Raw genomic sequence first — 16,358 nt, 5'->3', positions numbered from 1 at the left:
CGGATCTTTCGTTGCCGCCATCTTTCCGGAGCGGTGCCCGGACTGCAAGTGTGGCGGGCTTGCCCACCGTTCGATTTGCCAGCAGACTTGACCAAACGTGCATTCGGACAGCGGTGTGGCATGGGCTTCGATTTCGCGGCGATCGCGGCCAAGGGGGAGCGGCTCGAGGCGGCTCTGGCCGAAGCCGATATCACGACATTGCTGATGGTCCTTGTCCAGCTGACCGGCGATGCGGCGCTGCTCGACCGATTCGGCGGTTACATCAAGGGGCCGTGGGATTATTCCGAATCGATCCCCGAGGACGGCAAGGCCGGGATCCGCGGCCGCCTCGCGGCGGTGCTGACGGATCATGCGGCGAGCGGCCGCCCGTTCCGGCCGCCGCCGGACGCGACGCTCCTGCAGAAGATGATGAGTGTCGGGGTCGGCGAGGCCGTGGCCGACGAGTATGTGCCGATGATGCGCGAGGACCTGGGTTTCCTCGAACCGGATCCGCGTGGCATCTGCTGGCGCAAGCAGCCTGACCCGGCGGCGCTCGGCGATTTTCACGTGGTCATCGTCGGTGCCGGAATGTCGGGTCTGTGCGCCGCCGTGCGCCTCCAGGAAGCCGGGATCCGCTTCACGATCGTCGAGAAGAACGACCGGGTCGGCGGCACCTGGTACGAGAACCGCTACCCGGGCTGCGGTGTCGACACGCCGAACCATTTCTATTCCTATTCGTTCGCGCCCAATCACGACTGGCCGGACTTCTTCTCACGGCGCGACGAACTGTTCGCCTATTTCGAGCGCTGCGCAGGCCGCTTCGGTCTGGACCGGCTGATCCGCTTCCGGACCGAGGCGACGGTGGCGCGGTACGACGAGGCCGCGGGCCTCTGGCGGATCGCGATCCGCGCAGCCGACGGCGCGCGGGAAGTGCTTTCGGCCAACGCGCTGATCACCGCGGTCGGCCAACTCAACCGGCCGAAGGTGCCGGCGCTGAACGGCCTCGATACGTTCGCTGGGCCGGCCTTCCACACGGCGCGCTGGCCGGCGGACGCCGATCTCGAAGGGCGGCGTGTCGCCATGATCGGCACCGGGGCGAGCGGCATGCAGGCCGGACCGGCGCTCGCCCAGAAGGTCGGCCATCTGACGATCTTTCAGCGTTCGCCCCATTGGGTGGTGCCGAATCCGAACTATCATCGCGCGGTCGGCCCGGGCAAGAAATGGGCGCTCAGGCATCTGCCCTGGTACGCGGCCTGGTATCGATTCCAGCTTTTCTGGGCCTTCGCCGACGGCCTCCACCAGGCGCTCACGATGGATCCGGCCTGGCCGCATCCGGAGCGCTCGCTCAACGCCCTGAACGAGCGCCATCGCCGGGGGCTGTTGCGCCATATCGCGCGCGAGATCGGCGACGACCGGGAACTGCTGGCCAAGGTGACGCCCGACTACCCGCCCTATGACAAGCGGATCCTGATCGACAATCACTGGTACAAGATGCTGAAGCACCCGAATGTCGAACTGGTGACGGAAGGGATCGACCGGCTCGAGGCTGGCGCCATCGTCACGCGTGACGGCAGCCGTCATGCGGTCGAGGCGATCGTCTTCGCGACCGGTTTCGAGGCCGGGCGGATGCTTGCGCCGCTGGAGATCACAGGCCGCGGCGGCCGTCGGCTCCGCGACGAATGGGGCGCGGAGGATCCGCGCGCCTATCTCGGGATCACCGCGCCGGGTTATCCGAACCTGTTCATGATCTACGGGCCGAATACCAACCTGGCGCATGGCGGCGGCATCATCTTCCACAGCGAATGCCAGGTCCGCTACGTGCTGCGCTGCCTGCGCGAGTTGCTGGAGAAGGGGTACCGGAGCCTGGAATGCCGGACTGAAGTGCATGACGCCTACAACGACCGCGTCGATGCAGCCAATGCCCGGATGGCCTGGGCTCATCCCGGCATGGGGAACTGGTACAAGAACAGCGGGGGACGGATCATCACCAACTCGCCCTGGCGGCTGGTCGATTACTGGGAGATGACCGCCGAGCCCGACTTCGACGATTTCCTCATTGCCTGAAGCCACCCGGAACGGAAAGGGCCGCGCCGTTGCCGGCGCGGCCCTCCGTCGATGGTCGCGATCGGGCGTCAGAGCACGCCGTAGGCGATCATGGCATCGGCGACCTTGGTGAAGCCGGCGATATTCGCGCCCTTCACATAGTCGACATAGTCGCTGTCCTTCGACTTGCCATACTGCAGGCACTGATCGTGGATGCCCTGCATGATGTCGCGGAGCAGCTGTTGCAGTTCCGCTTCCTTCCAGGTGATCCGGGCCGAGTTCTGGCTCATCTCGAGGCCGGAAACGGCGACGCCGCCGGCATTGGCCGCCTTGCTCGGCGCGAACAGGATCTTGGCCGCGGTGAAGGCGTGGATGCCCTCCTGCTCGGTCGGCATGTTGGCGCCTTCCGACACGCCCTGGCAGCCGTTCTCGATCAGCGTGTGGGCTTCCTTGGTGCTGATCTCGTTCTGCGTCGCGCAGGGGAAGGCCAGATCGCAAGGCACGCTCCAGGGCCGTTTCCCGGCATGGAACTCGCAGCCGAATTCCTTCGCCGCTTCCTCGATGCGGCCCCGGCGCCGACCCTTCAGATCGACGATGAAGGCAAGCTTGTCCTTGTCGATGCCCTCCTTGTCGTAGATGAAGCCGGTCGAATCGGAGAGCGTCACCACCTTGCCGCCAAGCTGGGTCAGCTTCTCGGTCGCATAGGTCGCGACATTGCCCGAGCCGGATACGAGACAGGTCTTGCCCTCGATCGCGTTCTTCTGGTGGGCCAGCATGTCCTGCATGAAATAGACCGTGCCGTAGCCCGTCGCCTCGGTGCGGATCGGGCTGCCGCCGAACTCCATGCCCTTTCCGGTGAGCACGCCGACGAAGCTGTTCTTGAGACGCTTGTACTGGCCGAACATGTAGCCGATCTCGCGGGCACCCACGCCGATGTCGCCGGCCGGAACGTCGGTGTCCTCGCCGATATGGCGATACAGCTCGCTCATGAAGGCCTGGCAGAAACGCATGACCTCGTTGTCGGACTTGCCCTTCGGGTTGAAGTCCGAGCCGCCCTTGCCGCCGCCCATCGGCAGACCGGTCAGGCTGTTCTTGAAGGTCTGCTCGAAGGCCAGGAACTTGAGGATGCTGAGATTGACGCTCGGATGGAAGCGGATCCCGCCCTTGTAGGGGCCGATCGAATTGTTGTTCTGGACGCGGTAGCCGCGATTGACGCGGATATTGCCGTTATCGTCCTCCCAGCAGACCCGGAAGATGATGATCCGGTCGGGCTCGGCGATCCGCCGCAGGATCTGCCATTGATGATACTTTTCCTTGTCCTGAATATAGTCATAGACATTCATGGCCACTTCGTAGACCGCCTGATGAAACTCGGTCTCGCCCGGGTTGCGCCGTTTCAGGCCTGCCATGAATTGATCAATATCGACGTGATCGGAAACCGCCATTTTTCTCTCCTCGCTGATTCGTCCCGTTTTCGGGATCGTTTGCGGATAGTGGCTTATGGTTGTTTGCCCCCGGATCGCGGACCCGGCGACGGAGGGGGGAGATGTTGCTCCCTTGCTGCGTATTTCAGTTCGCCCCCTGCCAGGGACCCTGTTCAGGATGCCGCCGTCGCCTTGTCGACCGGGGCCGTTTCTCCATAGACCGATCGGGCGTCAGAAGCGGCGGACGCGACCGAACCAATTTAACCCGAGCATTCCTTTACGTCCTGCTAAATGCGAGAATTGCGATTAAAGATGCGGCCGCCGTCACATGACGGAAGGCGGAACAGGCGTGTCCGGGATCCCTGATCGAAGGCCGTCCGTCCGGTCGCCAACCGGCCTCGCCGGACCCGGGCGGGCCGGACGCGGACTGTGGCGCCACAGCCATAGCGCCGCCTGAAATGCAGGCATATTCGATTTTTCGATTGCCCTTTTGCTGTGGCTCACTACATACGCGGTCAGCTTTGAAGACCCGGCGTCTTCCGCTTCGTCATCGCGACCAAGCCTCATGCCCCCAGGAATTCAGCGCAAAGACACCCCTCCGTCGGTGGCGGAGGGGCCTGACATTGATCGAAAAAGAGACACACTATGGATACTGGAACCGTCAAGTGGTTCAACGCCGTCAAAGGCTATGGCTTCATCACGCCGGAAGATGGTTCGAAGGATGTGTTCGTGCATATCTCGGCCGTCGAGCAGGCCGGTCTTTCCAGCCTCGATGAGGGCCAGAAGGTCCGCTACGAGCTGGAGACGGGCCGCAACGGCAAGGAAGCCGCGACCAATCTCAAGACCGTCTGATTGCCCTCGGCCGCCCGCGCCTTGCGCAGGCGGCCGGCACAGGCGATCTGACCGAACGGTCTCGATACCGCGATGAAGGCGGCCCCCCAGGGGGCCGCCTTTTTCGTTCGCGCGTCACTACGGTCGATTTCACGCCTCGCGCGTGGCTCGCGTCGGCGCTAGGCTCGGGGTTGTGCCAACTTGAGCCGGGGGGACGCCGATGCCGCTCGAAACCTGGATTGCCTTCGTCGTCGCGACCGAGATCGTCCTGCTGATTCCCGGCCCGACGATATTGCTCGTCGTTGCCTATGCGCTGGGTCAGGGGCGACGGGCGGCGCTGCACACGGTCAGCGGTGTGGCGCTCGGCGACCTGACATCGATCAGTCTGGCGCTCGCCGGGCTCGGCGCGCTGCTCGCCGCCTCTGCCAGCCTCTTCACGTTGCTGAAAATCGTCGGTGCCGCCTATCTGGTCTATCTCGGCGTCCGGCTCTGGCGGGCCCGCCCGGAAAGCCCGGCGGGAGATCCGGCGACATCGCGGAAAAGCGGCCGGGCAATGCTCTGGCACGCCTATGCGGTGACCGCGACGAACCCGAAGAGCATCGCCTTCTTCATCGCCTTCCTGCCGCAGTTCATGAGCCCGTCGGCGCCGCCGGTGCCGCAGGCCGCGATCATCGCGGCGACCTTCGTCGGGCTGGCGACGCTCAACGCGGCTGCCTACGCGATGGCCGCCGGCGGTGCCCGCCGCTTTCTCGGCACGCCGCGGGCGATCAGGATCTTCAATCGCCTGGGCGGCACGGCGCTAATCGGCGCGGGCATCGTCACCGTGGCGCTCAGGCAGGCCCGGTGAGCGCGGCGCGCGCAGCCGCCAGTTCCCTGACGCTCGGCTTTCATGGCGCCGTCGGCACCGTCACCGGGTCGAAATACCTGATCGAGGTCGGGCGCCAGCGCGTGCTCGTCGATTGCGGGCTGTTCCAGGGCTTCAAGCAACTCCGCCTTCGGAATCGGGCGCCGCTTCCCTTCGCCCCGGCCAAGGTCGATGCGGTCATTCTCACGCACGCCCATATCGATCACAGCGGCTATCTGCCGGCCTTCGTCCGCGATGGCTTCCGGGGCGCGGTCCATGCCACCGACGCGACCTGCGACCTGGCCGCGATCCTGCTGCCGGACAGCGGATTCCTGCAGGAAAAGGACGCTGAGTTCGCCAACCGGCACGGGTTCTCCCGGCACAAGCCGGCCAAACCGCTCTACACCCGGCGCGATGCCGAGGTTGCCCTTGAGCGGCTGCTGCCGGTGCCATTCGATCACTGGCGCCGGATCTCCCGACGGATCCGGTTCCGGCTGCGCCCGGCCGGCCATATCCTCGGCGCCGCGATCGTCGAACTTGAAGTCGACGGCCGGACAATCGTCTTCAGCGGCGATCTCGGACGTCGCGCCGATCCGATCATGGTGCCGCCGACGACGATCCGGGCGGCCGACTACCTGGTCGTCGAATCGACCTACGGCGACCGCCGCCACCTCGACGGCGATCCCCAGGAGACGCTGCGCGAGATCATCGTCCGGGTGGCCAGCCGCGGCGGGACGGTGCTGATCCCGTCCTTCGCCGTCGGGCGGGCGCAGAGCCTGCTCTATCATCTCGAGCGGCTGAAGGCGCGGGGCGCGATCCCCGATATTCCGGTCTTCCTCGACAGCCCCATGAGCATCGACGCAAGCGAGTTGTTCCGCCACCATTCGGCCGAGCACCGGCTGAGCGCTGCCGAGGCCCGCGCCGTCTGCGCGGTGGCGCGCTATGTTCGCACGGCGGAAGAATCTATCGCGCTCAACGGCAACCGGATGCCGAAGATCATCATCTCGGCGAGCGGCATGGCGACCGGCGGGCGGGTCCTGCATCACCTGAAGCATCTCGCCGGCGATGAGCGAAACGCGCTTGTCTTCGCCGGGTTCCAGGCGGGCGGCACGCGCGGCGCGGCGATCGTCGCCGGCGCGGAGAGCGTAAAGATCCATGGCGGCTACGTGCCGATCAGAGCCGAGGTCCACAATCTCGAGATGCTCTCGTCACATGCCGACAGCGACGGGCTGATGGCCTGGCTGGGCGGCTTCGAGACGGCGCCGGCGATGACCTTCGTCACCCACGGTGAGCCGGCGGCGGCGGATGCCCTGCGCCACCGGATCAAGGAGGAGCTCGGCTGGAACGCCGTCGTGCCGGAATACCGCGACAGCGTCCGGCTCGACTGACGGCCTGTCAATCGTGCACGAAGGGGTTGCTGCGCCGCTCGTCCCCGAAGGTCGACAGCGGCCCGTGGCCGGGAATGAAGGTGACATCGTTGCCAAGCGGCCAGAGCTTGTCCTTGATCGAGGACAGCAGCGCAGCGTGATCGCCGCGCGGGAAATCGGTGCGGCCGATCGATCCCTGGAACAGTACGTCGCCGACGATCGCAAGCCGCATCGGGGCATAGTAGAAGACGATATGGCCGGGCGTGTGCCCGGGACAGTGGATCGCCGACAGTTCGAGCTCGCCCACCGTCACCCGGTCGCCGTCGTTCAGCCAGCGATCGGGCGTGAAGACGCGGGCGCCGGCGAAACCGAAGCGCTGACCCTGTTCCTCCAGCTGGTCGATCCAGAAACTGTCTTCCTTCTGCGGCCCCTCGATCGGCAGGTTCTTGGTCTCGGCAAGCTCGGCGACGCCGCCCGCATGGTCGATATGGCCATGCGTGACCAGGATCTTCTCGAGCGTCACGCCATGCTGCTCGACCGCCGCCATGATGCGGTCGAGATCGCCGCCCGGATCGACCACGGCGCCCCGCTTTGTCGCGGTGCACCAGAACAGCGTCGAATTCTGCTGGAACGGCGTGACGGGAATGACCGTCGCTTGCAGCGGCTGGCTCATGACAAACTCTCGAAACCTCGGTAGCGGAACGGGCGGGGCCGGTCGCGGCGCGCGATTATCGGCGAAGCGGCGGGGCGCGACAAGCCCGCGGGCCGCCGACCCGGGCGGGCGGGTTCACGGAACCGTGCCGCCAATCGTCCCTGCCATATGGTCGAACCCCGCATTTCCGGCAACCCCGCGCCTGAACCGGTGCCTGGCCGCCTCGCCTTTCGGAGGATCCGGGCCGAGGCGGCCTGTCGCGCCGGCGGCAGGTTGCGGCTCGCGGCGACCCTGCCCGATCCGCGGCCGGCCGCCGCGCTGCGCGAGGTCGCGGAACGGCGCTGGCTCGCGCTGATTTCCCGCGCGACCTTCGAAAGCGGCCAGAGTATCGAGGTCGTGGCGCGGAAATGGCCCGATTTCGAGGCGGCGTTCGAGGGCTTCGACCCGGACGCGGTCGCCGCCTTCGACGGTGCGCGGCTGGACGCGCTTGCCGCCGACGAGAAGCTGATCCGGCATGCGAAGAAGATCCGTGCCGTGCAGCGCAACGCGCGGGCCCTGATCCGCCTTCGCGCGCGCGGCGGCCTGGCGCTGGCCGTCGCCGAATGGCCGGTCCGCGACATCACCGGGCTGTGGCACCGGCTCGCCGCCGAGTTCCGCTTTCTCGGGGTCGCTTCCGCTGCGTTGCTGCTGCGACGGATCGGCAAGGACGGTTTCGTGCCGACGCCGGACCTCGCGGACGCCCTTCGTTACTGGTCCGTCGTCGAAATCGACGGGGGCGACCGGCCGGCCCGGCCGTCGCAGGACATCCTGCAGGCGCTCTTCAACGCCTGGGCCGCGGACAGCGGCCGCCCGCTCTGCCAGGTCGAGGCGATCCTGCTGCGCTCCGTCGCGCCGCCGGGGCCCGAGGGCTGCGCGTGCCAATGTATGTAAATTGGAGAATAAAAATTATCACTGCTAGTTATGCGGGCATTGACCGCCGGCATGGCGCCGGCCTGGCCAAGGGAGGGATCGAATGACGCGCTGCTTCAGGGGACTTGTCATGGCGGCGGCGTTTGCCGCCGGCGGATTGTGGGCGGCCGAACCGGCCGCCGCGCAGGAGGCGCTGCATGATTCGCATTTCCATTACCTGAACTACAACCAGGATCTCGGGATGCCGATCGCCACGGTCCGGGGTGTGATGACGCATGGCGTTCAGGGAGATTCGCGAACGGACTATTCAGTCACCCGTTCGACCCTGTTCGGGATCCCCCTGCAGCAGCGCTGGGACCCCTCGGCCCTGCTCGCCCGCGACGCCGGTCACGGGGACGGCAGCTTCACCTGGGGTGCGCCTTCCATTCCCGATGACGAGCCCGTCTATTACCTGCCGACCCATTCCGAGCTCTATTATTACAGCGGCGTCGATCCGCTGATCGCGGAAGCCTATTGCGATGATGTCGAGGGGCTGACCGCGCGCGACGGCGCGCCGTTCTGGGATCCGTCGATTACCGGCTTCAACCCGGCCGACGTGCATGGCGCCGACCATATCGTCCGCATGATGACGGTCTATCCCGGGATCTTCCGGGCCATCGGCGAATTCACCATCCACAAGGAGGCGGTGGCGACCAAGATTGCCGGCGCGACGCCGAGCTTCGACAACGAGGCACTGCACGAGATCATCCATGTCGCTTCCCGGCTGGGGCTGGTCGTGATCCTTCATTCCGACATGTATTCGCTGCTCGACGAGGGACCGGAGGACGCGGCCTATTACGACGAGACCAAGCTGCTGCTGAAGGATGTCGGTCACTATTTCAAGAACTACAAAACGCCGGGACTGCTCTGGGCGCATACCGGGATCGGCCGATTCGCACCCAAGGACCGGACTATCCAGCTTGCCCATTTCGACCGTTTGCAACGGATCCTGGACGATCCCCTCTACAACCATGTCGGATTCGATATCGCCTGGGATTTCGTCGCCCGGTTCATCCGCGGCAATCCCGCCGGCTGGGCCAATCTTTATGATAACGCGAACCGCGGAAAGCGCTTCGTCTGGGGCAGCGACTCGCTTTCTCCTACCAACCAACAGAAATACACGGACGTCATCAAGGATTATGACGCCATCTTTCGGGTGCCGTACACGCAGGCGCCCGCGCGTCTGATGCAGCGAGACAATTACGCGATGATCTTCGACGACCCGCTGCGGCGCTATGCGCGCGGATATTTCGCCCATAGAACGGGGGCAACGAAGTGGAATTGCAAACGTGACACTGTAGTACCGCCCCCCAGCGATGACTGGTTCAAGGGATATGACGACCTGTACCCGAAGGAAGAGCGCCAGGAACTGCTGAAAGCGATCGAAAAAGACGTCGACGAGGTCATCGGGTTGTATCCTCGGGCCGTGCGCGCCGTGCAGGTGAAATAGAACAGACTGCCGCCGATTGCGATATCGACGCCGCCTTCGGGCGGCGTCTTCGCCGCATACCAAAGAATGTAGTTTTGCGGAATAATTCAATCATGGATAGCGTTTTCCTGTGCGGCGGCGGCGCCGTGCTTCCGGTAACAGGAGGATGCCATGAAACAATTCCCCGCTGCGGCGCTTGCGGGCCTGATCTTTCTACTAACACCAGCGCTATCGGCGAACGCTCAACAGAGCCTTTACGACAGCCACTTTCACTATCTGAATTACAATCAGGATCGCGGGATGCTGATCCGCCCGCTCAGAGAGGCGATGAAGGCCGGGAAAGTCATCAATGGCACTTCCTACCGTATTTCGCGCTCCACACTTTTCGGTATCCCGCTGCAGCAGCGCTGGGACCCGTCCGCGCTATCGGGAATGCCGGCCAAGGGGACGAACATTACATGGACTGCCACGAATATTGATCCGAACGTCGGCGCTGGACATCCGTTCTACTATCTCGATACCCATCCTGAGCTTTATTACTATTCCGGTGTCGATCCGTTGATCGCCGCCGCCTATTGCTCGGATACGACTGGTCTGACGGCGGGGCCAAATGGCATCTCATTCTGGGACCCGATGATTACCGGCTTCAACCCGGCCGACGTCCATGCGGTGGACCACATGATGCGGATGATGGCGGTCTATCCCGGCGTCTTCCGTGGCATTGGCGAATTCACCGTGCACAAGGAAGTCGTCTCGACAAAGGTTGCCGGCGCACGGCCGAGCTTCGACGACGGTGCGCTCGACCAGGTGTTCCGATCCGCCGCGGCACTTGGGCTCGTCGTGATCCTGCACAGCGACATGTACGACTTCCTTGACAGCAATGCGGTCAACACAGCCGCATATTTCGACGCGACCTACAACTTTCTCGCGAAGACGAAACAGTATTTTGCGGATTACCAGACGCCTGGCGTGATCTGGGCGCACACGGGCGTCGGCCGCTTCACACCGCAGACGCGTTCGAAGGCGGTGGTTGCGAAGCATCTCGATCGATTGAAGAAAATCATTGCGGACCAGGACTTGAAGCATGTCGCGTTCGACATTTCATGGGACTATGTCGCCAAGTTCCTGACGAACGTGGTGGATGTTGGAAACGAACCCGATACCACGGAATGGCTGGCCGCGATGAATGACCCAACGAACGACTGGTCGGTTCGCTTCGTTTGGGGAAGCGACTCTTTATCACCGCCGAGCGGCGGCGCGTATCTCGGTAATCTCGACCCGTATATCCCGATTCTGACTGCAGACTACACGCGAGAGCGTGCGGCTGTGAAAATTCAGAACGGCAATTACAAAAGAATCTTCGACGATCCTCTCAGGGTGATGGCGCGCAAATACTATGCGAAGAAGTCGGCCGGTGCCGGCTGGCAATGCAACCGCGACGCCGTGATACCTGATGTCGCCGCCGATGATCTCAACGATACCGTCTATGCTGCCGACAAGGTCGGTCTCACAACACGATTGAAGAGCCGCATCGACACGCTGATCACACAATTTCCCTTGGCCGCCAGGGCGACGCGCAACCCGGGCTGATCACTCACAGGGCGGGTCTCGAAACGTCAGGCGCCGGGCCTCGTGCCCGGCGTCAGGCTGCCCGGGGCAGGTAGATGTCGAAGCGACTGCCGCGCCCGACCTCGCTCTCCACGGTCAGATGCCCGCCCGACTGCTTGACGAAGCCGTGCACCATGGACAGTCCCAGGCCGCGATGGCCGGATCGGCCCTTGGTGGTGAAATAGGGCTCGAAGATCCGCTCGATCTCGTCCTGCGGAATGCCGCGACCACTGTCAGCGATGCTGAGGCAGACGAAATCGCCCTCGTCGGGCTCCGTCGTCCCGTCCGCCTCGTGCCGCATCGATCCGCGGTTCGCGGCCCGGATCAGCAGGGTGCCGCCGAGCGGCATGGCATCGCGGCCGTTCACGACCAGCCCGACCAGCATGTGTTCGAACTGGTTCGGGTCGATCCGGCAGGGCCAAAGGTCGGGTTCGGTCTCGATGGACAGGTCGTGGCGAGCGCCGAGGCCCTGGCGCAGCAGCGGCTCGACCTCGCGCAGGGCGGACGCGATATCGATGCGCTGCGGTGCCAGATTCTGCCGCCGACCGAAGGCGAGCAGGCGTTGGGTCATCTCGGTTGCGCGATTGGCGGCCCTGAGTGCCGGTTCGATGGCGGCCTGAATCTCCTCGTTGTCGGGGCGTTCGTCCTGCAGCAGTTCCAGGTTGCCGATGATGACCCCGAGCATGTTGTTGTAGTCGTGCGCGACGCCGCCGGTCAGCGCGCCCAGGGTCTCGATCTCGCGGGATTCACGCAGGGCCTTCTCGGCGGCTTCCGCGCGCCGCTTGCTTTCGGTCTCCTCCGTAACATCCGAGCCGGTGCCGCGATAGCCGCGGAAGTTGCCGTTCCGGTCATGGACCGGTCGGCCGCTGGCCCGGATGTGATGGACCCGTCCGTCGCCGGAATCATACTGGAAGACGAGATCGCGAAAGGACCGGCGCTGGCGCAGGCGCTCGCGGTATCGCTGCCATTCGGCGGTATCCTGATCGTCGACGGCGATCTCGAACATCGTGCGGCCGAGTGCGCCCCTTGCCGCAGTGCCGAAGATCGGCTGGGCGTTGCGCGAAACATAGGTGAAACGGCCGCCCTCGTCGGCTTCCCACAACCAGTCGGACGCTGCCGCCGCGAAATCGCGAAAGCGCTGCTCGCTTTCCGCCAGGGCGCGAACGGTGTCCGAAAGCGCCCGGCCGACGTCGTTGAACTCGACGACCGGGCCCGGCTTGTAGACTTCGCCGGAACCGCTCCGGACGATCGCCCGGGCGAATTCGCGCAGATGCTTGGCCGGAAGTGTGACGAAGCGACGCAACAGCAGGAATCCGACGATCCCGAAGCCCGACAGGAAGATGAAGGGCAGCAGGACCACGACCGCCCCCTTGTCCAGCAGCACCCTGAGGGCGAAGGCCGGTATCACGGTGATGGTGTCGATCCCGGCAAGACCGGGAATGCCCTTGACGGAAAGCCGCGCCGTGAGACTGCGGTCGCCCCAGTCGAGAGTCGTCGTCCGTTCCACCTGCTGGAAGTCGGGGATATCCGGCCCGATGCGCGCGCCGGCCTGTCCGGCAAAGACGACCATCACCGATTCCGCCCGAAGCGCGTCGGCAATCTCGCGGAGCAGGGACTTGTCGATCGGCAGACCCATGGTCATCGTCAGCAGCGATGAATCGGTGCTGCCGCCAACGCCGTGGTCGGTGATGCGGGCGCGGAAGACCGCGTACACCTCCGACGTCGATTGGTCGAAGGCCGGCGACCAGACGCCGTTCGCGATCCCGACCCTGTCCGGCAGGATCGGTATCGGCGGCAGGACAGGGCGGGTGCCAAACCCGCCGCGGTCCCGGCCGTCGCCGTCAACGAGCCTGATGAAGGCAACGCCGCTTTTCCGCAACGTGCCTGACCAGTCGGCGAACAGGCTGGACCAGGACGGGTGCCCCTCCAAGTCGATGACGACCGGTTCGGTTGCCATCCCGCGGTACATCCCCTGGAGAACCGTCGTGGCGTTATGAAGGTGCGCCTGCAGGATCTTGTTCTGCGTGAGCTGGCGATCCTCGAGGATCTGGTCGACCCGTGCGACTCCGACCTGGTAGAGGACAATGCCGAGGAAGCCGACGATGCCGAGACAGGTTGAAACGACACTGGCCAGCATGATGCTGAACAGGACCGTCCTGATGCCGATCGGCTTCCATCGACGACGCTCGACGCCTCGCCCGGTTGCAACGTCCTGTTCGGCCGGCATGGGCTTGTCCGTGGATCCTGGGTCGTCTCGCACTGGCACTCTTTACGCTTCAGTCTCGTGTCGGCAATCTGCACGATAATCACTGAACAGTTAACCCTCCGTTGCCGGGTCGACCTCCCAACCAAACGCGCATTTTGGCGTTTCCATCGAAAACACATAATGTTAATGCTCCCCTGAGCAGGATCGTATGCACCCGTGCGGCGATCCGATCACGACCCTGGGGGGCCCGGCGTGCGCGTTCCGTATTTTTACCGAGTGCTTTTTGCTGCTGGATTACTTCTCGGTACTGCCATGTCGTCGGTGGCGGCCGAACCGGATGCCGCCGCCGAGGCGCTCTACCAATCCAGTTTCGAGGCCATGCTGGCCGATCCCGCCGACCTCGAGAAGGCTTTCGCCCATGCCCGGGCGGCGATCGCGGTCGACGATTTCGAAGGCGCGATCGGCACGCTCGAGCGGATGCTGCTGCTCAATCCGGATCTTCCCCAGGTCCGCCTTGAACTCGGCGTGCTCTATTTCCGGCTCGGATCCTACGTCGCGGCGAAGGGATACCTGCTCGAGATTGCCGAGGACGATCGCCTGCCGGGACCGCTGGCGGCTCGCGTCCAGGGCTATCTCGCGGCCATCGACAAGCGCCTCGCGAGCAACCGTTTCGACGGATCGGCCATTGTCGGCCTGCGATACCAGACCAATGCGAATGCCGGTCCGGAATCGCGAGACGTCCGGCTTTTCGGATTGAATGCGCGACTGGATGACGAATTCAGCGAACAGGACGACACCAACCTCTTCGGCATTCTCAATCTCGGCCATGTCTACGATTTCGAGGCCCAGAACGGTGTCACGCTCGAAAGCAACCTGACCGCCTACGGGACGCTGCAGGACCAGGAGGATCAGCTGAACCTGATCCTGCTCGATGCCGACACCGGCCCGCGCATTCCGCTGCCCGCCGGCGACCTCGTGGGTCTCTCGGTCCGGCCGTTCGTGACGGCGGGGCACATCCGGCTCGACGATCATGAATATTCCACCATGTTCGGCGGCGGTGTCGGCCTCGACGCGACGGTGACCCCGCTCTTCCAGATGGGCTTCACCGGCATGGTCCGTTCCCGGCAGTATTCGGACGGCGCCAACCGGACCAGCAACAGCGACCAGGACGGCGAGGAATGGACGGCCAAGATGGACGTCCATCACCGGGTCGGCCCGGATACCCGGGTTTCGGGTTCGGCCCTGTTCATCTTCGAGGGTGCCGACGTCGATCACGAGGAGAGCCGCACGCATGGCTTCACGCTCTCCACGACCCACAATTTCCGGCCCGAGTTCGCCCTGACGCCCGCGCCCTGGACGGTAATGGTCTCGGGCGGGCTGTTCGTTACCCACTATGATTCACCCGACCCCGTCGTCGACCCGAACGTCAAGCGGGTGGACCGCGAGACCCGGCTGGCGGCAACCCTCGTGGTCCCGTTCGCCGAGAGCTGGAACGCCATCGGCAGCGCTTCTGTCCGCGATATCGACTCGTCGCTGCCCAATTACGAATTCAGCAATATCGCGCTTACGCTCGGCGCGATGTATCGCTTTTGAGGAATACCCGATGCGCATGACCGCCCTGCCGCTTGTCGCGTTACTGCTGCTTTCCTCTGCGACCGGTGCGCTGGCGGCCGGAGAGGACGGATCGATCGGCGTCTCCACCGCCGTGCAACCCGACGCCCAGGGTACGCCACCTTCCAAGGCGCCCCGGCTGCTTGAGACGGGCACGCGGATGGTCCAGGAGGAGCGGGTGGAGACCGGCGGACTGGGACGCACCCAGTTGCTCTTCAATGACGGCTCATCGCTCACCATCGGCCCGAATTCCGATCTCCTGCTGGATCGCTACGTCTACGACCCGGAGGCCAAGACCGGCGATCTCGCGCTCTCGGCGACCAAGGGCCTGTTCCGTTTCGTGGGCGGCCGGATCAGCAAGGCGAACCCGGTCACGCTCAACGTCGGTAGCGCGACCATCGGTATTCGCGGCGGGGTCGGCATCATCGAGGCGGGGGCGACGGTACGTGCCGCCTTCCTCTATGGCCGCGAGATGATCGTCCGAGTGGGCAACAGCATCCAGCGGATTACCCGGCCGGGCTTCTACGTCGAGATCGTCGACGGGCAGATTTCCGCGATCCGTCGACTGCCGCCGGAACGCCTTGCCGACTGGCAGGGCGGGCTCGAGGCATCGCCGTCGCTGCTCGAGAATGTCCGCCTGCTCGTGGTCGATCCGGAACTCGTCAACGCGATTGCCGCTTTCAATTCGGCGATCGGCCCGAATGGCGTGAATCCGAACCAGGACAACGACTCCGGCCCGACGGAGACGCTTGTCCTCGATGACGAGAGCGAAGTCGACAATGCCGCCCAGAATACGGCATTCGAACCGATCTCCAGCCCGGACGACGACTTCATCTTCGATCCCAATCTCGCCGTGGCCTACAACGGCCTGCTGCAGGAGATTTCCGATCTTGCCGTTGAGGTCGGCGTCCCGACCGATCTCGGCAATTTCGGCGGCGTTGCGACCTATGCCGGCGCGGTCGAAGGATATGTCATAGATGGCCAGTCGTTCCGGCAGACCTCGGGCTCGACGTTCAACCTGACCTACAATTTCGGCACCAATCTCGGTGCGCTCGATATCGCCGATTTCGACGGCATGAACTTCTCGTTCGATGTCGCCGGCGACGACTTGACGAAAACGTCCTTCACCTCGACCGCGCTCATTTCCTCGCCGCCGATGACCGGGGAGGCGAGCGGCGTTTTCCTTAACCAGTTCATCGAGACGACGCAGGAACTCATTCCCACGGGCTCTTTCGAGATCAGCAGGGGACAGGACTATTTCGGTGTCGGCGCCTTCCTCGGCAACGGAGAGATCAACCAACCGTGACTTGCGGCGCTGGTGACCCGATGTGACGGGGTCACGCTGGTACTGGGCATTCCACTGCTCTAGTCTTCAGGAAATTCGCAAGGGAGTAGCCTGTCCCGCCGACGCGCGGC

The 16,358-nt window shown here is 64.4% G+C and carries 12 protein-coding genes; 9 read left to right on the top strand and 3 right to left on the bottom strand.

Annotated elements, in window-relative coordinates; translation table 11 throughout:
• Positions 1 to 120: 120 nt before the first annotated feature.
• Positions 121 to 2,043 (top strand): flavin-containing monooxygenase, encoded by a 1,923-nt coding sequence (locus OCH7691_RS00865; RefSeq protein ID WP_085881541.1) that lies wholly within the window; start codon positions 121 to 123, stop codon positions 2,041 to 2,043.
• A 68-nt stretch (positions 2,044 to 2,111) separates the two neighbouring features.
• On the opposite strand, the gene gdhA is transcribed toward OCH7691_RS00865, so the two are convergent.
• Positions 2,112 to 3,467: an NADP-specific glutamate dehydrogenase gene (gene gdhA / locus OCH7691_RS00860; protein ID WP_085881540.1), complete on the bottom strand. Its 1,356-nt coding sequence runs from the start codon at positions 3,465 to 3,467 to the stop codon at positions 2,112 to 2,114.
• 624 nt (positions 3,468 to 4,091) lie between these two features.
• Between gdhA and OCH7691_RS00855 the strand changes: the two genes are divergently transcribed.
• The 3 genes from OCH7691_RS00855 to OCH7691_RS00845 all read left to right on the top strand — a co-directional run bounded on the left by OCH7691_RS00855 (position 4,092) and on the right by OCH7691_RS00845 (position 6,509).
• Entirely contained in the window at positions 4,092 to 4,298 is a 207-nt protein-coding gene (locus OCH7691_RS00855; RefSeq protein ID WP_085881539.1) for a cold-shock protein, read from the top strand.
• Between the two features lie 199 nt (positions 4,299 to 4,497).
• A complete protein-coding gene (locus OCH7691_RS00850; protein WP_085881538.1) occupies positions 4,498 to 5,124 on the top strand; it encodes a LysE family translocator in 627 nt (208 codons plus the stop codon).
• Between the two features lie 26 nt (positions 5,125 to 5,150).
• Positions 5,151 to 6,509: an MBL fold metallo-hydrolase RNA specificity domain-containing protein gene (locus OCH7691_RS00845; protein WP_085883422.1), complete on the top strand. Its 1,359-nt coding sequence runs from the start codon at positions 5,151 to 5,153 to the stop codon at positions 6,507 to 6,509.
• A gap of 7 nt (positions 6,510 to 6,516) precedes the next feature.
• Here OCH7691_RS00845 and OCH7691_RS00840 read toward each other — a convergent pair whose 3' ends face one another.
• Positions 6,517 to 7,161, bottom strand: a complete 645-nt coding sequence (locus OCH7691_RS00840; protein ID WP_085881537.1) for an MBL fold metallo-hydrolase — start codon at positions 7,159 to 7,161, stop codon at positions 6,517 to 6,519.
• Positions 7,162 to 7,350: 189 nt separating this feature from the next.
• Between OCH7691_RS00840 and OCH7691_RS00835 the strand changes: the two genes are divergently transcribed.
• From OCH7691_RS00835 to OCH7691_RS00825, 3 genes are all read left to right on the top strand, one after another.
• On the top strand, positions 7,351 to 8,070 hold the full coding sequence (locus OCH7691_RS00835) for a DNA-3-methyladenine glycosylase I (protein WP_217807729.1): 720 nt from the start codon (positions 7,351 to 7,353) through the stop codon (positions 8,068 to 8,070).
• Between the two features lie 82 nt (positions 8,071 to 8,152).
• On the top strand, positions 8,153 to 9,538 hold the full coding sequence (locus OCH7691_RS00830; RefSeq protein WP_139839472.1) for a hypothetical protein: 1,386 nt from the start codon (positions 8,153 to 8,155) through the stop codon (positions 9,536 to 9,538).
• Between the two features lie 150 nt (positions 9,539 to 9,688).
• Positions 9,689 to 11,107, top strand: coding sequence for a hypothetical protein (locus OCH7691_RS00825; RefSeq protein WP_139839471.1), 1,419 nt, complete (start codon positions 9,689 to 9,691; stop codon positions 11,105 to 11,107).
• Between the two features lie 52 nt (positions 11,108 to 11,159).
• Here OCH7691_RS00825 and OCH7691_RS00820 read toward each other — a convergent pair whose 3' ends face one another.
• A complete protein-coding gene (locus OCH7691_RS00820; protein WP_085881533.1) occupies positions 11,160 to 13,352 on the bottom strand; it encodes a two-component system sensor histidine kinase NtrB in 2,193 nt (730 codons plus the stop codon).
• Positions 13,353 to 13,643: 291 nt separating this feature from the next.
• On the opposite strand from OCH7691_RS00820, the gene OCH7691_RS22815 reads away from it, so the two are divergent.
• Both OCH7691_RS22815 and OCH7691_RS00815 read left to right on the top strand, forming a co-directional pair.
• Entirely contained in the window at positions 13,644 to 14,924 is a 1,281-nt protein-coding gene (locus OCH7691_RS22815) for a tetratricopeptide repeat protein (RefSeq protein ID WP_139839470.1), read from the top strand.
• 10 nt (positions 14,925 to 14,934) lie between these two features.
• Positions 14,935 to 16,248, top strand: a complete 1,314-nt coding sequence (locus OCH7691_RS00815) for a FecR family protein (RefSeq protein ID WP_176244880.1) — start codon at positions 14,935 to 14,937, stop codon at positions 16,246 to 16,248.
• Positions 16,249 to 16,358 lie beyond the last annotated feature (110 nt).

The organism is Oceanibacterium hippocampi (assembly GCF_900172325.1).
Taxonomy (GTDB): Bacteria; Pseudomonadota; Alphaproteobacteria; order Sneathiellales; family Sneathiellaceae; genus Oceanibacterium; species Oceanibacterium hippocampi.
Note: the sequence above shows the minus strand (reverse complement) of the source record. Positions and strands in the feature narration are given on the sequence as shown.